Source organism: Magnetospirillum moscoviense, from assembly GCF_001650635.1.
GTDB classification, from domain to species: Bacteria; Pseudomonadota; Alphaproteobacteria; order Rhodospirillales; family Magnetospirillaceae; genus Magnetospirillum; species Magnetospirillum moscoviense.
In genome coordinates this window covers 1-25,787 of sequence record NZ_LWQU01000132.1, presented here as the reverse complement: position 1 = coordinate 25,787, position 25,787 = coordinate 1, and the positions used below count along the sequence as shown (strand labels likewise).

The following is a 25,787-nucleotide window of genomic DNA, read 5'->3' as shown; positions in this document are numbered from 1 at the left end:
TGAATTCAGTGCTTTATCCTACCGCATGTGGATCCTGGATAGGTTCAAGCATCGCAGGGGGCACATAGGGAGTCGGAACATCACCGTCGTCGTTGGATATGGTGCCGTCAGTATAGGCGAACATATCCAACGAGGCACTGTTGGAGTCGATCACCGTATCCCCAATCTGAGTCACCGATGCCAGAACGCAGAAGCGCTCATCGTTCTCGGCCCCGAAGTCGTGGGAAGCCTCAAGCGTAAAGCGCCCGGTCGTCTCGCCCTCAAGGAAGGTGATCGAGCCGCTGATGGAATTGCCCTCAAACGGACGTCCCGTGGTCGGATCGATGAAATCGTCGGCGCTGATGCCATCCCCGGCGTCGGTCTGATCTGGCACACCCACGCTCCATTCCACCTCCATGGCCATGTCCGTCGGGCCGTTGCGTAGCACCTCGAACACGAAGCGGGCCCGGTCCTCGGCCTGGGAAAGGTTCGCCGTGATGATCTGGATGCCGTAATCGTCACCCTCGATCATGCCGGAGACATCCTGGCCACCCTGGGTGATTTCCACCGAGCCGCTCGTGTTGCCATCGTTCTCGGCGCTGTCCAGATGGAACGTGAACCGCTCGTGGCCCTCGACCAAGGCATCGCCCTGGACGTCGAGCTGAACGTAGTAGCGCTGATTGTCGCTATCGTATTGCAGCGTCCTCTCGGAGCACGACAGGGCGTCTTCGTCATCGAACGTGCCTTCGGCGAAATCGGCCGCGTCCACATCTCCGGTAAGAGAGAAGCTGACCAGGACGTCCTCCAGACTGGGGCTGTTCTCGGTCTGACCGAGGACGTCGATGTAGAACCGCATGCTCTGCGTCCCATCATTGCCCTCGATTACCGACATATCGCCGTCCTGGGCCAGGGCGATCAGGATGTCGTCGTCCTCGACGGTCATCAATGCCTCGGCGGTCACGATGCTCGCGCCGATCTCGTTCTGGTTGGCATCCTCGGCCTCGACACTGTCGAGCACCACCTTGAACGCTTCGCTCGGGCCGAACAGGCCGTCGCCGGCCACGCCGATATCGATCAGCACGCTTCCGATGCCATTGCGCAGCGAAATGGTCGCCTCGCCCGACGGCAGATCGCCCGGCTCGAAGTCGTTGCGGTTCATGGGACGCAGGCCGGTGCCCTCGATGTGCCAGTGCACGACCGCCGTCGTGGCGGTGGCGGCGCCACTTGCCTCGATGCGGAAGTAGAACGGGGTCGACTCGCCTGCGTCACCTTCACGGCCAGACGCGGTTCCAGGCGAGGGAGAGTCGCCGCTGCCGTAAGCGACCACGCTGACGCCCAGATCGTCATTTCTGATCGTGGCATCGACCGAATTGGGACCGATGATGTCGGCATCGCTGAGGACGATCTTGAAGTTCTCGTTCTCCTCCCAGTCATTGTCGCCGCCGGTCAGAACCGTCACGGTCTTGACCGACTCACCGTCGCTGAAGGTCACTGTGCCGGAGGGCAGGAAGCCACCGAAATCCTCCTCGTCGATGGGATTGTCGCCGGACGCCTGGATCTGCCAGTTGACCGTGGTTACGCCCGTGGTGTTGCCCTCGCGCGTGATAGTGAAGGTCATGGCGTTATCCGAGCCCTCGTTGCCCTCGTTCACCGTCGTCGTCGCCATGGACAGCGTGATCGCCGCGTCGTCGTTGACGACACTCTGGGTCACCGTTTCGGTGCCAAGGTTCGATCCGTAGCTCGGATTGCTCAGAGCCACCGTGAATCCCTCGTCGAATTCGCCGATCTGATCGTGCTTGACCCGCACCTCAATGGTCCGGGGCGTGGTGTCGCCGGCGGCGAAGGTGATCGTTCCGCATCCGAAGTCGTCGGAGATCACCAGATCGCCGTCAATCCAGATGCTGTCGATGTCGGCGGCCGAGATGGGATGCGCGACACCGGCCGTCTCGACCAGCCAGTCAACGGTCGCCTGCCCGAGGCTCGATCCACTGCGGGTGACGTTGAAGGTGTACAGCGTGTAGCCGCCCTCGGTGCTGCCTTCCACCCGCGCCTCGTTAAACTCGCCGGCGGCAATCGAGATGGTGTCGTCGTCATCGACCAGGGCCACGGTGGCCGAGGGGGTGACGATGGTGCTGGTCGTGTCGCCGGCTTGGCGGCTGAGGGTCATGCGCAAATTGGCCGCACTTTCGACCGCGCCGTCGCCAACCAGCGTGACGGTGATCTCCTTGCTGGTTTCATCGGCATCGAAGATCACCGTCCCGCCCAGGCCATTGGCGGTAACGCCTGTGCCGCTGACACTGACGTCGCCGGCCTGCACCGCGCTTCCATCGCCGCTGGCGGCCGAAAGCGTCCAAGCGACGGTCGATGTCGAATGCAAGCTGGTCGAGTCGGCGGCACGGGTGACCACGAAGGTCACCGTACCGGGCGGCGTTCCAGCCGGCGTAGTGTCAGCGGTTTCATCCGTATTGCCCTCGGTCACCGTCGTCACGCCGTCCTTGATGGCGATGAAGTAGCCGAGGTCGTCATTGCTGACCGTACCGCTGGCCGAGGCCAAGCGAAGCGAGCTGCCTTCGCCTGGGTTGGAAAGCGTCACGGTGTAGGTCTCGTTGGCCTCGTAGGCCGCGTCACCGGCCAAGGTAACTGTGATGTCCTTATAGGAGTAGGTCTGGCCGTTGGCCCCCACCGCCGTGGCTTCGTTACCATCGAAGGTCACCGTTCCGGTCAAGGCGGCGGCGAAGTCGTTGGTCGAATTGCTGGTGCTTGCCGGATTTTGTCCGCTGCTGGTGATCGCCCAATCGGCCGTGCTCCCGCCCGAGAAGTCGCCCTCGCGGATCACGCGGAAGGTGATCTGTCCGGGGGTGCCGGCACTGCCTTCCAGCGCAGCGGTGATGGTTCCGAGCGTGCCGTCGGTACCGGCGACGGAGAAGCCCTCGTCGTCATTCAGCAGCGTTGCCGTGGTCCAGGCCGTCCCGCTGGTCCCATTATTGCGGTCGAAATCCATCTTGAGGGTGAAGAGCTCGTTCTCTTCCCACTGCACGTCACCGCGGACCGGGATGGTGAAGGTGTAGGTCGAGGCGCCGGCCGGGAAGGTGAAGTTGCCGGTCGAAGCGCGGAAATCGTCGGAGGCGGCAAAGCCGACCGCGTCCGAGTAGTCAAGGCTGCCGGCTCCGGCATCGGCGTTATCGCCGAACAGCAAGGTCCAGCTCACCGTCGCAGCCAAGTCGGTCGCCCCGGTGCGGGTGACAGTGAAGGACATGCTGTTGTTGCCGTCGCCTTCGTCCGAACCGGGTGACGTGGTCTGGGCAACCGACAAGGAGTAATCGTCGTCGCCGATCTTGCCGGCGGCGTTGTTCGAACTCTCGACGATGGTGCCGACGCTTGGATTGGACAGGACGATGGTGAACGACTCGGAGGATTCCAGGGTGTTGTCGGGGCTCAACGCGAGCACCACCGTCTGGGTGTCGTAGTTGTCGGCGGTAAACGTGCTCGTGCCCTTGATGCTGTTGGTCGACGAGTCGTACCAGCCCGAGGCGGTCACCGACGTCGGCAGCGAGGCGAAGTCACTGACCTGGGCCGTATTGCCCGCGCCATCCGTTGTCAACTGGACCAGCCAATCGACGGTGGAGGTACCGGTCACCCCAACGCCCGAGCGCACCACATCGAAACGATAATACTGCGTGGAGGATCCAGACCCTTCGATCTGAGTGATTTCCTGGCTGTCGTTGATATAGATGGCCGCGTCGTCGTTGACGACCACTCCCTTGGCGCCGGTGCCCGTGACAGCGAAAGTGTCGTTCTCGGAACCGGTCCCGAAAGCAGTGACCTGGACCGTAAAGACCTCATCCGCCTCGGGCGAGGTGTCGGTGTTCGGTGTCTGGATGGTGATGGTCTTGCTCAGCTCACCGCCGGTGAAGGTGACCTGGCCACTGGGCAGGCTGCCACCGAAATCAGCGGAATCCACCACGTTGCGGCCGCCCTCGCTCAAGACCGTCCATGTGACGGTCTGGTCCTGTGGAGTCGCCACACTGCGGGTGATGGTGAAGGTGAACGTGCCGCCCGAGTTCTCAGTCACCGAGCGGGTATCCGCCTGGACCGAGAAGACTGTGTCATCGTTGAGCACCGTCACATAGGCCGTGGCGCTGGTCGTGCTGCTCAGGGCGTAGGTGCGATCACCCAGGGCGGCCAGCGTGTCGTCAGTGACGTCGCCGTCGGCCTGATCGGTGCTGCTGCCAAGCAGCATCTGATCGATCCCCGTGGATTTGCTGAGAACCAGACGGAAGTCCTCGTCGTCCTCGACCGTGGCGTCACCCTTGACGTCGACCGTGGTGGTGATTGTCTGGGACTGGACTCCGAAGCCGTCGGCCATTGCGCCGACCGTGCCGGAGGTGTTGGTCATGGTCACGGAACCGCCCGTCGTGCCGGTGCCGAAGTCGGTGCTGTTGGTATCGACGTTATATTTGGCCCAGGTAAAGCTCGAACTGCCGGAAAGGTCGCCCACGCGGATCACCGTCGCCTGGACCTGAACGGTGCCGCTGTCGCCTTCGGTCACGCGGAAGTCGTTGACGAGCACGCCGGTGTCATCGTTGACGATGATCGCCTCGACGCTGTCATTGGCGCTATCCACATAGCCGACACTCGGATTGTACAATTCGACGGTGAAGTGCTCGCCGTACTCGACCTGCGAGTCGGGGTTGATGTTGATACGCAGCACCTGGCTGACATCGGGGTTGATGGTCACGCCGTTGACCGCGGCATAGGTGGTCGGGCGTTGCCAGATTCCGTTAACGTCGAAGCTGTGGCTACTGAACGAGATCACGCCACTCGTCGTGCCGCCCAGGAAATCGCTCGCATTAATGTCATAGCCGTCCACTCCGACGATACGCCAGCCCACCGAGGACCCCCCGTGGTAGCCGCCGGTAATGGAGCTGCCCAGGCTGCGGGAGATGTCGAAGTCGATATAGGCCGAACCACTGTCGCCCTCGGTCACCTTGTTGTCGCCTTCGGTCGAGGCCCGAGCAATGCCGTAGGTGACGTCATCGTTCAAGGCGACCACATCCACGGTCATGGTGTCACGACCGGCGAGATTAGTGGTGTGATACGTACTGCCCAGCGCCTCATAGGAGTAATTTGGCGTGAACAGGATATTGCTCGGCGAACCGGCCACCGAGAAGGCAAGTTGGAAGGTCTCGTTATTTTCGACGGTCCGGTCAGCGGCCAGGAGACCTTCGATCTTGGCTGCAAACATGGTCGACAGGTCGGTGGATGCCGAACCTGCGACGGTTACTATACCCTGCACACCGGCCACAGAAGCGAGCACGGTGGTGTGATTGCCACTGCCATCCACCCAGTAATCCGAGTTGAAATCGGCATAGGAGGCGGTGCCGCTCAGAACCACCTGCCAGTTGAGGGCGATGTCGCCGGACTGAACACCGGCACGTGCGAACGTCAGGTTGAAGTCGCCATCGTCACTGGTATAGGCTTGGTCAGCGGTATAGCCGTCCGCAGGATTACCCTCGTTGACGGTATAGGCCTCCCAGGGATCCCAGGAATTGCTCGCATCGACATCGCCATCGGGCGTCCAGTCGTAATTGCCCGAGTAAGAATAGGGATAGGCGGAACGGAAATCGCCCAACCAGAGCCGGATGTCGTCATCCACCACCGTGGCCGTCGCGGTATAGGCGTTCGGATCGCGGATGGTGGTGTTCCAGTCGGCCAGACTGCTGCTCATTCCAATGCCGGCCGTATCGGCGAGTGCTGCACCGGCGTTTATTGACGACGAGGTGGTGTAGACGGATTCAGGCAGATGCTCGGCGTCGTAGAGGGTGACCGAAATCGACTGATTGCCTTCAATCATGTTGTCGTCGGGCACACGGAAGACCACCGTTGCTGTGGTCTCACCCGCCGCAAAATCCACGGTCCCGCGCCAGAATGATGAACTCGAGTAGTCGGTAATCTGCGCGACGGACCCGGTCTCGAGCACCATATCTGAGCTACCATAATTGCTCTGGCTGAGATCGATCTCGAAGAAGGCTTGGCTGGCGGTCGCGTCGGCATGCGACCGGGTGAAGGTAAGAACCAAGCGGTGATCGTTGGGTGTGCTGTCGTTGCTGTAGTCGTTGTCGCCGCTGGTAAGCCAGTCGCTGGATGTGCCCTCAAGGAAGGCGTTGTCGATGGCGGCGTTGCCCACGTCGTTCGAAAGCGTGTTGACGCTTGCATCACTGCTGTTGTCCAGCCAGCCGATGCTGACGGACACGGTGGTCCCGTCGTTATCGCCGACCAGGAAGTCGGCAAAGCCGCGCGTCTCGGACACACCGGGGTTGCCGTCATTGCCTTCCAAGGCCACAGGGTTGGTCAGCACCACGCGGAACTGCTCCGCGTCCTCGACGAGCGAATCGTTCTTGACCGCGATGGTCACCACCCTCTCGGTCTCGCCGGCAAGGAAGGTGATGGTCTTGGCATCGGACGAGGTTACGTCGCCGACGGCCGCCCCCCAGGTGAAGCCCCAGGCGCTATCGTAATTGCCGCTGGTATAGTCCAGGAAGTCGCTGGTCTCGGCCTCATGGGCGCCGGCGGCCTGGGTGTCCAGCCCAGCGGTTTCGACGAAGCCGCCCGAACCATCAACGCCCTTCAACTCGATCACATAATCCACGGTGGCCGCAGCCGACGAATCGCCTTCCCGCTTGATGACAAACTGGTGCAGGGAATAGCCGGCGGGCGCGGTCAAGCCCGTGGGCGTGCCGGCGATAGCCATGCCGTCGTCATCCGCCTGGGTATAATTGTTTGCGTTGCCCGTGACCTTGCTGTTGGTCGCCTCGTTGATCACCAGCCCCTTAATGGTAAACACTTGGTCATCATTGACGATCTTGGCGTAACCGGCCCCGTCGAACACCATGTAGGTCTGGGTGGCATCGGGGTTGCCCAGCAATTGCACGCCGGCAGGCGGCTGGTCGAGCACCACGCGGAAGTCCTCGTCCGCCTCGCCGATATTGTCGGTACGCACGCGGACGGTGATGAAGGCTTCCTTCTGGCCGTCGGCAAAGGTGACGGTGCCGGTGGGCAGGCCGCTGCCGCTCTGGGCGGACTGACCGTCGCTGGTGATGATGACGAAATCCTCGGCATTCACCGTCCCGGTGTAGGACTGGGCGTAATAGCCGTGCACATAATTGGTGGAGCCATCGCCGTCGATGAGGATTTCCGAATTGTCGCCGCCCAGGGCCTGGACCGACCAGGTGAGGGTCAGTTCACCGGCAGTGGCGTATTCGCGGGAAACCACAAAGGTGCGGTCCTCCCAGACGCCGTCCTGGGTCTGAACGTCCACCGAGACACCGTCGCCGATATCGCCGCCGACGACGACGACTTCGATGGTGGCCGTACCGTCGCCTTCGTTCACCGTCGTCTCGCGGGCAACGATGATCGGATCCACATGGGTGACCTGGGCGCTGGCCGCTTCAATCAGTGCCTGGGCTTCCGAGCCGTAAAGCGCGGTGTCGGAAATCGCCGAGCGGGTCAGAATCTGCTTCGTCCCGGCGGGAACATCCACCTCGTAGAGGAGATAGCCGGTCGGCTCGCCGTCCACCATCTCGGCCACGCCGTCGAAGGAGAGGAATTGCGGCGGGCTGCGATGCAGCCGGTCGGTCAGAGTGAATAGTGAATCCTGATTGTAGCCCTGGCCGGTGCCCGGCATATCCTCGTCGATCAGAGCCAGTTCCCACTGGCCCTGGAAGCGCAAGGTTACGGTAAAGGACTGGGCCGCGCCTGCATCATTGGCCAAGCTGTCCGACTGGTAATTCGTGTTGGAATAGGTGGTGGACGGCACATCGCCGTTGCGATTGTTGATGTCGATGGTCTGGACCAGATAGCCCTGGTTCAGTTGCCCATCGACCAGAGTGCTGTAGCCCACCGTGATCTGCGGGCTGTCATCGTCCACGACCACCGATGTCCCGGACTGCTCGGGAACGGTGAAACTGTTGCCCGACTCGGCGGAAACGGTAAGGCCCAGCGTTTCGACCTGCTCGTCGAGATTGTCGTCGATGATGGGAACGCGAATCAGGATCTCGTCCGTGCCAAGGCCGGCAGTGATGGTCCCGTCATAAGCCATCTCACCGCCGCTGACCGAACCGCCCTGATCGAGCGTCAACGCCTCTCCGTCGAAGCCCGTGATCAACTCGCGACCGACGAAGGACACAAGGTTAGAGAACCCACCCTCGAGCATGCTCTGGTTGACGTCCCAGACAGAGCCGGTACCGAAATCGGCAAGCGTCGCCTGGTTACTGCCACAGCCGTCCTCTCCATAATAGCAGTCGAAGACACCGAGGACATTCCTGTCGATCACGCTGCTGGAGCTGGAACAGGAGCCACTGCGTTGGGCAAAAGCACCAAAAAACGTGAAACCACTTTCCCCCTCGCGGACAAAGTTGCGGAAGGCATAAGCGTCATCCACGCTTCCCCACGAACCCGAGTCGCTGCGCGACTCGCTCAGCGCCGCGTGCCAGCCGTTGCCGGCGAAAGCGGAGCGGTCGATTTCGATGCGATCGTTCCAGCCGAAACCAGAGAAATCAAGCGGTGTGTCGGGGGCATCGTTGAAGTGTACCACCACACGATTTTGGTCCAGCCCGATCAGATCCTGGCCGGTAAATTGGTCGAAGGCATAGGCAGCCTCGTCATCGTCCAGGGTGCCGTTGGCATTGGCATCTATGAAGGCACCGTCGGCCTCAACGACCACATGGATGGTGGACGTGACAAAGCTGATGCGGTCCATCAGACCGCCATCGCCATCGATCACCGACGTATTTTCGCCGAAGGTCGCGAGGACGGCGCTTCGTTCCGAGCCGTCGCTCGATGTACAGGTGCCCACCGACAACCGGTTGTCGCCGCTGGCACTGCGCGCCGCATTCACCGCAATGCTGGCACACGACGAGCACACGGTCTTTTGGCTGCTGGCCGCACCGGATCCGCCGGACCAAGCGTCGCTGCTCTGACTCCCCCCCTCGTTCGCGGCACCGTGCCAGCCGTTGACGCCGAATGCGGTGCGGTCGATCTCGATGCGATCATCAAGGCCGAACTGCGACAGGTCGAGGGCCTGGTCGGGTCGATCCTCAAACTGGAGGACCACCTTGCTGTGCGCAAGGTCTATGAGGGCATTGCTTTCGCCAGCACCAACGGTGAAGTCGAAGGCCAGATTGTCGTCGGTCTTCTCGCTGGACTGCAAGATGCCGTCAGCGTTGCTGTCGATCCAGCCGCCGTCGGCTTGGACGATCACATGCTCGACGTGGCTTTGGACGAAGCTGATGCGATTCATCAACCCGAAATTGCCGTCAATGATCGGATTGTTGGCATTATCACAGCCAAACTCGGCTAGATCCGCCCGCATTGAGGATGCACAATCAGCATCGACATACATCCCCAATGTGTTGGAGCTAACATAACCTTCAGAAGATTCGAAATCGGCATAGACCTCGAACTCGTAGGTATTTCCCGCTAGGGTGCGCCCGCTCAATCCAACCGAACTTGAGAAGGACTTAGTGCTGGACGAGAGGGAAATGCTATTGGAGCGCCAGGAATCCGTGAAGTCTGCCCCAACGTGCCAACCATTCGCCCGAAGCGCCGACAGGTCGATCTCGATGCGGTCGTCTTTGCCAAAGCCCTCGAAGTTAAGGGCGCTATCCGGCGCATCGTTGAACTTGATGACCACACTGTTATTAGCCAGGTCGACATGATCGTCGAAATGCCAATTCGAGTCGTCATCCCAGCCGCTCTGGAAAGCACGGTTGGAGTCAACGGCTTCCTCGTTATCAAGCACACCGTCGGCGTCGGTATCGATGAAGGCGCCACCGGATTCGACCACGACGTGAATGGTCGGATTGTGGACGAAGCTGACCTGGTCGTTGAGGCGTCCGCTGCCATCGACGATGGGGTTTCCATGGGAGTTTAAGGGATTGCCGAAACTGGCCAACCCCACGCCATTCGTCCAAGCGAAAGAGGAGTTGGAGCAGGGGCCGTCGCTGTTCATGCGATAACCCGACACTCTCAGCAGCACCGAGCTCCCAGATGAGAACTCGGCATTCGCATAGAAGGAGAATCCGTCACCATGAGCGGTTTGGCCCGAAAGGCAGAGATCGCTGCGGGCATGGGAAATTTGACTGCAACTCGACCAATTCCACCCGCCGGCAGCGGTATCGGTGACCGTACCAAGTTTCCAGCCATTGGCCGCAAATTCGGCGAGGTTGATCTCGATCTTGTCGTCGCTCCCAAAACCGCGGAAATCGAGAACGGTGTCAGGCACGTCGTTGAAGCGAACGGTGACGTGGTTGCTGGCCAGGTCGACGAAGTCCTCGCCTGTTTCGAAATCGAAGGCAATATTCTCCGCGGAGGCCTCGGCGGCGTCGAGCACCCCGTCAGCATCCAGGTCAACGAAAGCACCGACGCCAGTGCCCAGGTCGCCATTGTCGTAATGATCGACGATGACCTGAATGTTCTGTACCGGCTCGGCATCGGGCAGGTTGACGAAGCTGATGCGATTCATCAGTCCGCCGTTGCCGTCAATGCTGAAGTTGATCGCGGTTTCCGACAGATATCCGGTACCAAACTGGGCCAGTTCTAGGCCGCTGCCGCCATTACTCCTAACCGTCAGCCTGTTTACCTCTGCTTGGGCACCGGAAGAACACCAATACCCTGAAGAGTAGCACATGCTGCGAACAGCGGAAACTCCGAAAGTAGATCCATCACTAAAGTACAAAGACCGATTACTGCAGAAAGAGCCAGAATAGTATTCATTGTGGACATTGGCGGACCGCCATTCGTCATCCTTCATGCCGCTGATGGCGTCGTTCCAGCCGTTCGCCTGGAAGGCAGAAACATCGATCTCGATACGGTCGTCCCGGCCAAAGCCGGTGAAGTCAAGCGCCTCATCCGGAGCGTCGTTGAAGTGGATGACGTAGCTGCCGTACTCCAGTCCGACAAGATCGGAACCATCGCTGGTGGAAAAGGCCAGCGTGCTCTCGTTATCATCCTTGATCCCGTCCGCATCGCTGTCGACGTAGGCGCCATCGGAATCGACCACGATGTGCTGGGTCGGGTTGTGGACGAACGAAATCTGGCGATTGAGGCTGTTCTCGCCATTGACCAGTGCCAGAGCAGTCTCACTCCCGCCTAAAGTCGCGACAGCTTGGCTTGTCCAGCTTCCACTGCGGGAGCCTCTGAATTCGAGCGTTTGGGCCCCGTTGCCGCTCGCCTCGGCATACGCGGTTACATCGAATGCATCGCCATGTATGGTCAGCCCAGAAACCTCTTGCGATGAACAGGCCCTATAACGCTCTCCGCCCCCCGACGAACTATGACAGCCGCTTGCCGAACGCGCGGTGATGTCACCCAACGCCCAGCCGTTGCGAGCCATTTCGTCAAGGTTGAATTCGATCCTGTCGTCGGCCCCGAAGCCGCTGAAATCGAGCGCGCTCTCGGGAAGGTCGTTGAAACGCACGGTAACCCGATTAACGTCCAAACCGACGAGATCGTTGCCGTCCGCGTCGAAGGCAAGGTTGTCTGACGTTGCCTCGCTCGCGTCGAGCACGTGATCCTGGTCGGTGTCGATGAAGGCGCCGAGGCCGCCATCAGCATCATAGCCGACAATGACCCCGATATCGCGATGGATGGGCGCCGGGGTGGAATCGTCGCTGACGATGGCGTTGAACTGGAATACCAGCTCCTGGGTGCCCTCCCCGGCGGCGAAGCCAAGCCGGCCTGCCATGGAATCCGAGCCGTTCAGGAAGGCGGCATCGGTAAGCTGCGGCACGTTCAGCCGGTAGTTCACCACGTCGTCGAGACTGTCGTCGGGGCGGGTGACGGTGACGTGCACGGTCCGGATGCCGGTGGCGGCATCAATGCTGTCCTCGGTCACCTCGAAGGTCGGCTGCAGGCCTTCGGGCTGGAAGGAGTCGATGGCCGACATACCGTTGGAGACGTTGAACACGGCCTGCGCGCCAAGCGCGATGTCGGCCGCGACCGTCGTTTGGCCCGCGTCAAGGGTGACGTCCTGGACCACGCGCAAGTCGCTGAACACACCACCATCCTGCGGAGCAACAACCATGGCGGGATCGAGCCCCTCCACGCTCCACGTCATGTCGCCGTAGCCGTCCCACTCCATGTCGAAGCGCAGGAACTGGACCGCGACCGCATCGCTGTTTCGCATGGCGAATTCGGCGAAATACTCCTGAACGTCCTCGACCGAAACACCTTCTTGTTCGAACTGGGTGTTCCACCAGGCCAGCAGGGCCTGGGTGGTCTCGGAATCGGGCTCGCTCAGCGAGGCCAGTCCGGCATAGTCACCGCTAAGGCTGCCGCCGCTGCCAGCGATGCTGACCCGCAAGGCATCAGTGTCGATCTCTACGTCGGCACGAACCGGTATCCAGACGGTAAAGAGTCCGGCACTGCCCGAACCACCTTCGTCTCCCGCCCCGACGAAGGAAACCGCCTGGAGCATATCGACGGAATTGAAGTCGCTGTTGCCTTCGCCCAAGCTATGAGCCAACTGGGCCTCGGAGCAGCTGTACCAGAAACCACTGCAATGCGCCCGAACCCCAAATGACGAACCGTTCTGGTAGGCAAGGAACGCGGTAGAGGCATAGCCGTTATCGGTGCAGCCGGTGTTATAGCCCTTGCTGTGGCAGTATGGCCCGCCGTAGTCGTCGGGGGTGGAGTTGGCGAAGGTGGTATTGGCCCAGTCTGCAGTCCAACCATTATCGTGGAACGCGGCGCGATCGATCTCGACTCGGTCATCTGCGCCAAAGCCGCTAAAATCGAGTCCCTGATTCGGCCTGTCGTTGAAATGAATGACGACAGTATTGTTGGCCAGATCGACGGAATCGTTGCCCCCGCAATCAAAAGCTTCGGTATCTTCACCCTCGTCATGCACGCCGTCGGCATTGTCGTCGACATAGGCACCGTCCCTGTCAACGACGACGTGGATCGTTCCTCCGGCGTTGGGGCCGGCATGGCTCAGCCCCTGCAGCACACCACCAACCCGATAGCCGGAATCCGCCTTAAGGTCCGAGAATTCGAGCCAGCTGTCGAAGGATTCCCCGCTTTCACTATTGTCGAACTGGTAGGCGACGGAGACCTGATCGTCGACGCTGCTTGATGCGGCCGCGTAGTTGAATTCGAACACCGGGGCGCTGGTCTGCCAAGTGGCGCCGCCGTCGGTGCTGTACTCGAAATAGCGGGCGACGTCGCCGGCCTCGCCTGCCGAAGAGGATTGGGCGGCGGTTTGATCGGACAAGGCGACACTGAAGGTGCTGTCCTGGGTCAGAGCCTTGCCGAGATCGACGGTGAATTGGACGGCTTCGTCCATGCCTTCGATGGCAGTGCTGCCATTCACATTGACGCGGTAGCTTGGCTGGGCGCTATCGTCGTCCGCGACAGTGACCACAACCTCACGGTCGGCCACCGTGGCACCCGAGGCATTATCGAGGAACAGACTGAAGCCTTCACGGGTCTCGTAGGTCCCGTCGGCAAGCAGGTTGACGGTGACGGTACGGCTGAGATGCTCGGCATCGAAGGTCAGCGTGGTCGCCGGCACGGCGGTATAGTCGGAACCGGATGTGGCCGAACCGAGCGAGCCCTCGACGTTGTCGGCATTACTACCGCTGTAATTGATATGACCTTCGTGACCGGGGACATAGGCATTGCCTGACCAGGGATCCGAGCCAGAGTATTGCTCGGTTGTGGAGGTTTGCTGGCTGTCCCAGGCGTCGTAGTGGATCTGCACCTCGTTGGTCACCCAGACCCCGGCCTCGTCACGCAGGACGTTGAAGGTGGCCAGCGGGATCGAGTCCGAGTTCAGGGTGTTGTTCCGCACCGTATTGGTGCTGGTGCCGTAGCTGAACTCATCGATGGCCGCACTGTTGCCGGAATTGGCGACGCTGAGCACGAAGGAGTAGTTGGACTCGACGGCGTCGTCGCCCTGCGGGCGGAAGGTGATGGTCTTCGGGGAGGTGTCACCCGCAGCCCAACTGACCGTCCCGGTGGCGGCCTGCCCCGACATCATCTGGTTGGAAAAATTCGTGGCGTCGGACACGCCCCAATTGAACGATACGGCCTGGCGCGGATCGCCGACGCGTTCGAAGGTGATCGACTGCTCGATATAGGTCTGCACCCCATCCTGGCTGGGGTTGACGTCGCCGTCTTGGTCCGGCACCGTGCCTTCCGCCAGGTTGGTTCTGATATCGGTGATGTGGATCCCGACATCGTCGTTGAGGATGGTGCCCGCCGCCTCATCATTGTCACCGATGGATGTGCCAATGGAGGGGGTGTTGTTACCGTAACCGGAGTTGCTGGTTTTAACAGTGGCGCCGTTGCTCAGGGTGACGGTGAAAGTCTCATCGCCCTCGAGCGAACTGCCCTGGGTCGTGGGATACCTGTTCAAATAGTCGTGCCACTCGGTGAAGGTATCGGCCCTGACGTTGACGGTGATGGTCTTGGACGTCTCGCCAGTGTTGAAGGTGACCTGGCCGGTGGGCAGCGCAGAGTAGTAATCGATGGTGTTACTGCTGAAGTCGCTCGAGTTAAGGGCGCCGTTCGGCGCGATCGACCAGGTGACGGTCGAGGCGAGATCTGCGGTGTCGCCAGTACGCTGGATGGTGAAGGTGAACGCGGTTGTGCCACTGTCGCCTTCGTCGTGGCTGACGGCAAGCGATCCAGCGGCAAACTGGACAGTGACGTCATCGTTCTCGATGACGGTCTGGGCGCTCTGGCTGCCACCAGCCAGCGACGTACCGGCGGAGGGCGTGCCGAGAGTAACGGTGACCGTCTCGGAGCTTTCTTCCAACCAGTCCTTCTTGACCTTGAGGACGATGGTCTTCTCGATCTCGTCGGCGGCAAAGGTCACGGTGCCGGAGGTGACGGCGTCAGAGAAATCCTGTGCCGTCAGGCCATTGGCGAGATTGACACTCCAACCGACGGAGGAAACCTGTTCGGTTTTACCCTCACGATTGACGGTGAAGGTCAGCGTCGTCCAGCTGTCGGTGTTGGCGCTGTTCGATGGCGTTGGGTCCGAACCCTCTGCGAGGCTAGCGCCATCGCTGGCGACCAGAGTCAGCTGGGCATCGTCATCAATCAGATCGGTCTCTGCCGTAAGGGCAAGCGACTGGTCGTCGGTCAGCGGGGTCGAGAAGCCGGAATCCGAATACAGGGCGATCGTCGCCGTCTTATCGGCATCGACGATGGAATCCTGCTTGACCTTCAGGGCGACGACGGCGTTTTCGGTTGTTCCCGAAACAAAGTCGTAATAGCCCTTGATGGAGCCGCCGCTGCTGCTGTCATACCATGCGGCGCCGGTACCGGGATTGCTGGTCGGCAGATCATCGATATCGGCGTTAGAAGCGCCGGTGACCTGCCAGTAGACACGGCTATTCGCGCCGATCGCGGCGAGGTCGAAATAGATGTAGCTCGAACCGCTGGCGTCATTGCCCTCGGACAGTTCGGCATCTCGCGCGATGACGTTGTAGCCGGCGTCGTCGGCAATCACTGTGACGGCATAGTCACTGGCCTGAAGGTTGCCGCTGACATCGGTCAGGTGCAGGGCCAGAGCCTCGGTCGGCTCGATGATACGATCAGCGTCGAGGGTGACGGAAACGGTGGCGGTCGTCGCCCCCTGGGCAAAAGACACCGAGCCGGTCGGCAAATCGCTATCCAGAAGTTGTCCCTGGCCGGAGGGGAAGTCGCCGGCCGTGACCGGGAAATTGCCGCTGCCGACAATGCGCCAAGTGACGGTTTCCGCCGCCAAGGTGCCGGTGGCATCGCGAGTCAGGGTGAAGTGAATGGTATTATCAGGATCATTCGGGCTGGCCGAAGTGGCACCTTCCACGACTTCATTGCGGGAGGTGGAGGCGTTCCAGGTGGCGTCGCTGGAGATGGTGATCTTGTTGTCGTCGTTGGTGATCGTGGTGCTGGCGCTAGCATGAGTTCCATCAAGGCTGGCCTGATAGCCATTCTGCGTCGTCAGCGCACCCAGCATGAGCGTCAGCGCCTCGCCGGATTCGAGGGTGTCGTCGCCGCTGACGGTATAGGTGATGTCCACCCACTGCTTCGGCTGGGCGCCTGAGGCATAGACGGTGTCATCATCGGTGGCGGCGTGGAACGTCACCGACGACGGCCCCGAAACCCCCGAGGCGCCACTCGGCGACAGCGCCACCGTCAAATCGGACTCGATGTCGCCCTGACGGAAGATGCGGAAGGTGACGTCGCGCGACTGCCCGGACTTGCCTTCGGAGATCGCACTCACCAGCTGCTCGACCCAGACGGAGGCGTCGTTGTCGTGCAGGGTGGCCATGGTACCTGTGGCCGCGCTCAGATCGGCGACGCTGGCGCTGCCGCTGTTAGCCAGGGTAAGGCGAATCGCCTCGTCCCCCTCGATCAGGACATCGCCGTTCACGGTGACGGTGATGGTGCGGGTCGAGGTGTCGCCGGCATCCCAATGCAGGACATTGTTGCCGTCCTGATCGGCGGCGGTGAATTCGCCGGCCGAAAGGGCGTCGGCCAGGCGCAGACCATTTACGACGATGGTCGAGCCGGCAACCGACCACGTGAGGTCCGTCGCCTGATTGGCGGTGTCGCCGCTGCTGCGGCTTACTGTGAAGGTCAGCGTGGTGGTCTGGCCGTCATTAGCCTCCAGCGTCGTGCCGCTGACCGCCGCCGAAATGGCGACGTCGTCATTGACCAGGGCACCCTCGGCGGTGATGTTGCTGGTCGCTAGGCGAGTGCCATTGGCGGACAGACCGGTGGTGTCGAGGATAACCGAGAAGGTTTCATTCGACTCGACGGAGGTGTCCTTAACCGGGGACAGGACGATGGTCGCCGTGGCCGAGCCGGCGGCGAACACGGCCGTGCCCTCGACCGTCCCGGAATAGGGATCGCCGTTGGCGTCCTTGAAATCCGGCGGTGCGGCGGTCTTGCCGTCGAAGCCCAGGTGCCAGTCGACCGAGGTCTCCTTTGACAGGTCACCGCTGCGGGTCAAGGTGTAGGTGATCGTCTGGCCGGCATGGCTGGCGCCATCCTCGCTGACCGACTGGCTGAGATTGCCACCGCTCGTGCTGAAGGACACCAGATCGTCGTCGTTGGTCAGGGTGACGGTTGCGGTGAGTTGAGCCGGATCGGTACTCAGGCTGTGCTGGGCCGCCGTCGTGCCGACCAGGGCGACCTGGAATGATTCATCGCCTTCGACGACATCGTCGGCGGCTACAGTGAAGGTGATCAGGGCGGTGCTGCTGCCGGCAGCAAAGGTGACGGTGCCGCCGGGGAACCGGTTGCCGACAAAATCGGCGGCGGTGGCATCGTCGGCTTCGATGCCGCTGGCGCTGGCAAGCCACTGAACCGCTGCCGAGGGCAGCGAGGCGCCGTGCGTATCGCGGACGATTGTCAGCGTGACGGTCCGGCTGCCACCCTGCCCTTCATCTTCACTGACGACCAGCGAATCGGCATCGATGGAGATCACCGCGTCGTCGTTGGCAATGATGCCGGTGGCGACATTGTTGTCGGACAACTGCGCGCCGCCCTGGATGGTATCGCCATCAAGGACAATGCGGAACTTCTCGCCGTATTCGAGCGCGTTGTTGCCGGTCAGCGCGAAGCTGATATCGGCCTGCGTCGCCCCCGGAATGAAAGTGACCCGACCGCTGGGCAGCGCCCCGGACACGAAGTCTTCGGCCGAGGCGCGCTGGTTGGACGGCACCGAGCTATCGGAGATCAACTCGACATACCAGCCGATGCTGACCTCGCTACGGGCGAAGCCGTCGCGCACGACTGTCACCGCAAAGTGTCCGTCCTGCCCGGTGGCGCCTTCCCACGCCGAGGCCGGATCGGTGCTGGCGAATCCGATAAAGGCATCGTCGTTGACGATGGTCCCGACGGCGCTGATGCCACGCACCTCGGCCGGACCGCTGGCGACGTCGATATCGACATAATACTTCTCGTTCCGCTCCACCGCGCCGTCGGAGGCTGGAGTAACGAAGATGGTTCCGGAATGGGTCTGGCCGGCGGCAATGGTAACCGTACCGTGCTGGAACGCCCCTCCGACGAAGTCGGCGGCGTTCGCCGCGTTATCGCCACCATAATCGGAAACCGTCCAGGTTATGACGACATCCTCGTCGGTGGCCTCGGACAGTTGGACCTGGAAGGATTGTGCGAAGGTCGTGCTGTTAGAGCCCTCGATGAGCTTGGCGCTGACGGGTACGATCGTGGCGGTGACGCCATTGGGCACGAGTTCACCGCGCGCGGCCGAAACGCCGATGACGACACGGTCGGCGGTGCTGCCGGCCAGGTCGGAATCATCCTCGGCAATGCGGACTTCGAAGTGGCGGATACCCTCGGTCTTGAGGCCGGGGCGCGCCTGGAAGGTAAAGGTGACCGTATCGGAGACGGCATCGGGATCGTCGTTGGCGGCAAACACCACCCGGCGGTCATCCTCGAGCAGAAAGTTCTCGGCCTGGGCCGGATTCTCTCCGATACCAACCAGATCGAAGTTGAATGCGTGCTCGAATCCCAGGCTGCCCGTCCGCTCGACGGTAACGGTATAGGTGGTGATTCCGTTCACCGTCTGGCCGGCCTCGACGTCGGTCACGCTGATGCTGGCGTCATTGCTGACGACGATGCCTTCCGAGGCGAACTTCGAAATATTGACCGTACCGTTCTCGTCGGACAGGGCGAGGTAGAAGCGCTGCGGATCGGCGATGGACTCGTCGTCGACGGTATGAAGAGTGATGGTCTTTTCGGTCTCGTTGATACCGAAATACACGGCCCCCGATGCGGCCGTCTCGTCGGAATCCAGCGCCGACCCCAGGCCCTCGCCGCCCGTTGCCGACAAGACGTCGTAGCGCAGGGTGACCGTCTCACCCATGCCGCTGATACGGCGGATGGTAAAGGTGATGTCCTGGCCCTCGACGACGGTCTGGGCTGCGGATGCGAAGGCAAGAGTCGGGTCGTCGTTGATGATCCGGGTTATCGCGACGCTGTCTTGGCTGAGGCGCCCCTCGCCCGCGGGCGCGCCCAGCTGAACGACCACGTCCTCGTTGGCTTCGCGCGTCGCATCGCGGACTACGCGAATCTGGATCGCCTTTTCGGTCTCACCCTCGGCGAAGCTGACGGTACCGCTGTAATCGCTGGCCTTGAGGTCGCTGATGGCGCCGCCAACCTGCCAGGCGACAGTGTCAGCAGGATAATATTCGGCAGTGCTGACACGGCTGACCACGAAGGTCATGATGGAATATTGGCCCGTTTCGTCACGCACGTCCGGGTCGTCGCCCGGATTACCCTCGAGCACGGCGGCACTGTCGGCGATGATAGAATAGACCGGCAGATCTTCCGCGTTGGTAAGTATGCGGACCGTGGCGGTATCGGTGGCCGCCGAGAACGCCGTGCGGCCGCCGACCGATGCTCCGAGGGAGAGATCGAGGCGATCGCCGGCGCTGTGGCTGCTCTGGTCCCAAGCGCGGAACGTCAGACTCGCCGATCCGGGCAACGCCCCGTCTTCCGGCACGAAACGCAGATAGTCGTCCGGGCCAAGCAGCAGCGCATGCTTGGTCAACGTGCCTGTATCGGGAAGCAGAGCACTCCAACCCTCGCTGTCGGCAAGGCGATATTCCCAATGCCCGCTGGCGCTGATGCCGCCACCGACCACCGCGATGGCATGCGGCGTTTCGTCTTCGGCTGAGAGATCCTTGTCGGTGATGGCGCCGGTCGCCAAAAGGTCCCCGACACGGGTGCCTTCGTTGTCCTGGTCCGTGCGGTCGATGACGCTCAGGTTAGCGTCGTAACTGACGTCGAGCACCGGAGCGTCGTTGAGGCCCGAGATGCTGACGGTGAGGGTGATTGTGGTATGGCTGAACGGCGTGCTACCACCGCGGCCCGTGACATTGATGCCACTGTCCTCCGAGTTGAGGACGGAAAGGTCGTAGGTGGTCTGACGACCGCTGGTGAAATTATCGATGCTGGTGTCAATCAGATAGGCGGTGACACCGCCCGAGATACTGGTCTTGCCAGGGGACGGCACGAAGCGGACTTCGTCATCGATGGCAAGAAAGATCGGATCGGCGTTGCTGCCGTGACCGTCACCGGCGCTGCGCAAGTTGACCCAGGTCGAGGTGCCGGCCACACGGTACTGCCAAGCACCATCGGTGATCGCCGTGCTCAAGCCGGTGATGGCGATGCCGGCCAACGCATTCATGTCGTCGGAATTCTCGCCGGCATCACTGAACGCGGGCAGGACTAGGTCGCCGACGATCTGTCCCACCGGATTGGGATCACTCTCGGTAACGCTCACGGCCTCGGGAGTACCGCCGACGATAGGAGCATCGTTGAGGCTCTCGACCTCAATGACGACGTCGGCCACATCGGTATCCACGTCACCGGCCGTGGTTGCGAACCAGCTAAAGCTGACCGGGCCGTTGTAGTCCTGGCTTGGCGTGAAGTTCAGGTTGCCAAGATTAGCGACGGTGATGACATCACCATCCGACACCTCGGTTCCGCCCAGCCTGAGCGTACCATTGCTCGGCAGCGAGGTGACGGTGATGCTGGCCAGCGAGCCGCTGGTCGAGCTGACCGCGCCCGTGAAGTCGGCTTGGGAGAACTGAAGGACCGTATCCTCGGTGGCCGTCTTCTCGAGCGTATAAGCCAGCGCCGAATCATTGGCCAGTACAGTTAGTTCCGCCCTGTTGGTATCCGCCGAAACATGGCCATCCAGCGAGGCCAGGGTAACGGTGCTGCCAGCGGTGTTGCCACTACCATCCCAGGCCTTGAAGGTGATACTCGGCGTGCCCTGCCCGTTCGGCACATAGCGCACGGAGGTGTCCGAATCGAGCAACGTGGCGCTACCCGACGCCGGGGCCGCCAGCGTGGTCCAGCTTCCGCCCGAGAGCTTGTACTCCCAATGACCGCCGTTGATGACGGTGAGATCGGTGACGGCGACGCGTTCGGGCGTCTCGCCGGGAAGAAAATCGACGTCCTCCAGGGTGCCGGGAACGACAAAGTCGCGGACCAGCGTCCCCGCGTTCTCCCCATCGGTCACGGTCGCGTCGATATCGGCAAGGCGCGGACTGCTGTCGGCCAGTGTCGGCGTGTCGTTGACGGCGGCCACGGCGAACGTGACGGTCTGGGTCGAAACGGACAGCGGCTGCCCGTGACGGTCGTTGATCTCGACCTCGACGGATGCGCTCGGATAGAGGCTGGTATTGAAATCAGCGTCGAAAACGGCCTTTACCAGATTGCCGGCAGCAAGAGCACTGTCGAGAGCGGAACGGCTGCCCAAGAGGGTGATCGTGTCCGTCTCCTCGCCTTCCACCGTGACTCCGGCGGGAGCGGCGCCGACCAAACGCAATTCGCCTTTCTCGGCCGCGCTGTTACTGAGGGTCAGGCGGACGGAAATGGTCTCGGTGATGTCGAAGCGGGTATCCCGGTCGATATTCATCGACGGCAGGACGACCGATACCGCGTCCTCGGTCCCCCCGATCTTGCCGCTGCCGTCCAGTTCACCGCTGTCCACGGTAATGTTCGGCGTTTTAAGGACGGTGATGGTCAGAGTGCCTTCGTAGGCGGTGGTGCTGTTGTCGGTGGTATCGGTGTACGAGGCGTCGATATCGAGGACGACGTCTTCCGCAAGTTCGGCCTCGGACACTGCCGCCAGGTTGCTGATCCAGGTGTTGCTGACGGTGTAGCTACCGTCGCCAGCTATGGGCAGATCTATGGTCTTCGAGGTGCCGTCCTGGTTGACGTTCGCCTCATCGAAATAGACCAGCTTCATCCCGGCGGGAACGCCTGAGATGACGATTTCGTCGAAGGACTTGCCGACACCGAGCACGGGCAGACGGATGTCCAACGGAATCGGGGCGTTGGCATAGCCCTCCGCCGGGGTGGTGTTGAACATCTCCAGCGTATTGATAATGCTCTCGACCTGATCGCTGACCGCCGTCGGGTCGCTGTAAACGACGGTCTGGACCAGCGACGGGGCCAGCGAGATATCGCCACCACGTCCGGTGGCCGCTTCCTGGCCAAGACTGGCGAAGGCTTCGGCCAGCACGCTTTGGCCAAAGCGCAGAGACGCCTCGGAATCCTTCGAGGTCGGATCGGATCTGGCGCTGTCGTTCACCGACTGCAAGACGTTCGCCAGGACGACGCCGAGCAGGTTCGCGTCACCATCGACACCACTGACGCTGGCATGAAGGTTGCTGGTGATGCCGTCATCGTTGGCCGTCTCGATGGCGTCGTTCAGAACGGCGGTCAGATCGGCGGGCGAACCGAGATCCAGTGTGCCATTGACCATCTTGTCGATGACCGCGGCATAGGCGATGTCGATACCGGCGTCGCTTTCCTCGTTGGAAGCGCCGTCGATGAGCGCGCCGATGGCGCCGATCAGTACGCTGACCTGCCGGACATAGGCAACGATCTGGTTCTGAAGGGTCGCGTCGATGTCGTCGTCGGGATTGTCCTCACCCGGGTCAAATTCATTGAGCGATTTGCCGCCCATCGCTTCCTTCGAGGGCAGGCCAAGCTCGTTGCGCACGAAGTTGTCAGCCTGGTCCGAGGTGAACCCCTGGTCGACATAGGTCGTAAGCAGGGTTGACAGCGACGAGACCGCCACACCAGTCTTGCCGTCCTGACCCGCACTGGCGTTATCGATAATCGCCTTGAACGATACGCTGTTCGGAGCGCCGGACCGGGTATCGACGCCGCCGACACCAACGATACGCGAGCCCTGGGCAACGCCATAAAGGGTGAACTGCCCCTTCGAATCGGTGATCGAAAACTGCTCTCCGGCGTCCAGCCGCCCGTTATTGTTGGTGTCGATGAAGACCTTGGCGCCGGCGATGTAGTCGTCGAGGATAACGCCCGTGAAGCCGGCGCCCTGGCCACCCGACGTCGTGCCGGAACTGGAGGTGGTGTTGGAGGAAGATTGCAGGTTGGTGGAGAACACGCCATCACGACCGACGTTGCCGCGCCCTAACTCTCCGATGCCGAACTGCGTCTTGCTGCTATCCGTCCCAAGGACCGTCGTGCCCTGGAAGGCATCGGCGGTAATTAGAGTGTTCTCGGTCTTGGAGCCACCGATCAGATTGGCGTTCGAATAGCCGTCACCGGTCAGCGCTGTGACTTCCGGGGGAGCGAAACGCCCGGAGGACTCGTTATTGGACCTGGAGACGTCGTTGTAGGTAAGGCCGGTGATCTCTGGCCGCTCGACAAGGCCATAGCCACGACCACCTTCCGAACCTTTGGCCTGCGATCCGGTTTGCTCGAAAAGAGAGGCGATATTTACGGGGGGGGCCTTCGCCGCCGTTTCAAAGTGCGGAGTGGCGCTGGTAACCTGAGGCTCGGGCTGGGTTGAAGACGACGGCCGACCAGACGACGCGTCCGGAGTGTTCGCCTTCGTTCCGTCGCTGCTTTTGATGCCCTGCAACGCATTAGGCCCGCTGCCGATAGTTGAATCCTGCGGCGGGACGAGCGTGACCAGAGCCTGCGCAACCATGTTGCTGAGCTGGGCGATCAAGTCCTGCGACAGGCCCGAACGGGCGCTTTCCGATTGCAAAGCCTCAAGGGCGGCTACGACGGCATCCTTGCTGCCCGCTGCTTCCGCTTTCTGATAGGCGTCGAGGACGGCCTTCGCGGCTTCCTCGGAGATACCCTGCTGGCGCAGGGCAGCTTCAACTTGCGAGAAACGCTCCGATTTTTCCATGGCATTACCTCGCCGGTCCGGCTAATTCCACGGACACGGCATTGCCGCCCGACATCGCGGCTTTCCGCTTGTAAGCCGGCACGTACTGAGCCAAGGGCACGATCGGCTTGGGTGCGGCGACAACCACCTGCCCAGCATCAAGGGCGCCGATGGCACGCAGCATGCGGAAGGAGGCGAGCACCACGTCCGTTTCCGCCGCCGAGGCGTCGGACAGTGCGTTGATCAGGTTGGTTTCGCCCGACAACACGTCGAGCAATGACCGCCGACCGAGCTCACGCTCCTTGCGCGCCAACTCGAGGAAATGCCCTGAGATCTCGGCTTGGTCGTTGAGATGGGCCTGTCGGTCCCGAGCCGCCTTGAGGTCAGTCCAAGCGTTCTCGGCTTCCTCAATGGCCTGCCGGCCCACATAGAATGCCTTATTTCGCTCGGAAGCGGCGGCAAGACTGGCGGCTGAGGTGGCGTAGTCCGCCTTCAAGCCGGCATCGAAACTCCATGACACCTGAACAAGCACCTTCATGTCATTACGCGAACCCGCGGTGCCGTCGCTATCGCCCCGCTTGCTCACATCACCCACAAGCTCGATACGCGGCATATATTCCTTGGTGCTAATCGCGTCACGCTCGGCATCCTTGAGAGCCGCACGGGAACGGGCGGCGATAATGTCCGGATTTTGCCTTTCGACCTGATGCAGGGCCTGTTCCAGCGAAGGCGGCAGCACGGTCTGCGGCTCGAGCACCGCCTCGAGAGTGGCCGGGACGTTCACGACCCCGAAGACCGCGCGGTAGCGGTTCACCGCAGTATCGACCGCACTCTGGGCCGAGACGCGGCGAGCATGGGCCCCTGCCAGTTGCGCCCTCGCTTGCAGCAGATCGGTCGTCAGACCTTTGCCGGTCTCGATGCGGTTACTCTCGAGCTGGGTCTGCAGCTTGATGTTTTCCACGGATCGGTTCGCGTATTCGAGCTGCTGGCGCGCCTTGAGGAGCTTCAGGTGGGCCTCGATCCCCGCGAGCAGCAGATTGATCCGCTGCGTATCCCGCTCCTTTTCCTCCTTGGTGTAGTTCACCTCGGCCCGCGTGACGGCGGCGCTGGTGGCACCAAAGTCCCAGAGTAACTGGGTCACGGTGAGCCCGACCTCGCGCGGATCGTAATTCTTCTGCATCGTCCCCGCGCTATCCAAGGTGCGGTCACGGTCAACACGCTGCTTGCCCGCATTGGCACGAACCCCGACGCGCGGCATGAAGGAGCTGTAATCGACCCCGATCTGCTCGCGCGCGGACGCGACGTCGTTATTGACGCTCTGCATTAGCGGATGGTCGCTCATGATGCGGCCAAGCCCCTGCACGAGCCCCCCCCCTGCTACCGGAGCGCCATCTGAGGCAGCGATACTGACTCCAACGGCCGTTGAAGGCGGTACGGTAAACGGCGGGGAGGCGTCGGAAACGGCCGGGACGGAAGCGAGTTGGGCGGGCCTCTCGGTGAATATGTTGTCTGCCACGGCCTGAGCGGGTACGGCCTGCGCCAGCTGGGTTGCCCCCTGCCCATCTTGCGCGGATTGGCTGGCTTTGGCGCAAAATTGCCCGGCGCCACACTTGATCGGCTTAGCCGAAATCACCGGCGCATACAGCAACGGCACAAGCGCAAGCGCCAACACACGATACGCCCCTAAAAACATGGCAGCCCCCTATGGCATTAGATCACCTATCGTAGGTATGAATTTGAAAAGGAGCAACATGAGTAACAATAAGTCACATCTCAGAACAAATCAGCGACCCGAGCGCACCATTCAGGCCGATTGGGAGGCCGACGACAAGGCAGCCGTCAGAGGACGCTTACGCAACTTCGGTCTCAGGGCTGCCGTCACGTTTACGGGTCTTGCCTGAGCATGCGGGTGCTTGCATTGCGGTGCTTACCCTGCGCTTACCCGGCCGGCGCGGGGATGACGGGGCCCAAGAATCCAGAAGCCCGTAAGTCGTTGGACTTACGGGCTTAATTTTTGGTTGCGGGGGCAGGATTTGAACCTGCGGCCTTCAGGTTATGAGCCTGACGAGCTACCGGGCTGCTCCACCCCGCGTTAAGCATGTTCCAGGCGTGACGCCCGGTA

The 25,787-nt window shown here is 61.7% G+C and carries 2 protein-coding genes and 1 tRNA gene; all 3 read right to left on the bottom strand.

Annotated elements, in window-relative coordinates; genetic code table 11:
- Positions 1 to 13: 13 nt before the first annotated feature.
- On the bottom strand, positions 14 to 23,686 hold the full coding sequence (locus A6A05_RS09140) for a Calx-beta domain-containing protein (protein WP_068499634.1): 23,673 nt from the start codon (positions 23,684 to 23,686) through the stop codon (positions 14 to 16).
- A 4-nt stretch (positions 23,687 to 23,690) separates the two neighbouring features.
- Positions 23,691 to 25,007, bottom strand: coding sequence for a TolC family protein (locus tag A6A05_RS09135; protein ID WP_216635781.1), 1,317 nt, complete (start codon positions 25,005 to 25,007; stop codon positions 23,691 to 23,693).
- Positions 25,008 to 25,680: 673 nt separating this feature from the next.
- A tRNA-Met gene (locus A6A05_RS09130) sits at positions 25,681 to 25,757 on the bottom strand.
- Positions 25,758 to 25,787: the final 30 nt, after the last annotated feature.

Coding starts and splice junctions, on each gene's coding strand:
- A6A05_RS09140 (WP_068499634.1), bottom strand. CDS start 23,686: ATGGAAAAATCGGAGCGTTTCTCGCAAGTTGAAGCTGCCCTGCGCCAG.
- A6A05_RS09135 (WP_216635781.1), bottom strand. CDS start 25,007: ATGAGCGACCATCCGCTAATGCAGAGCGTCAATAACGACGTCGCGTCC.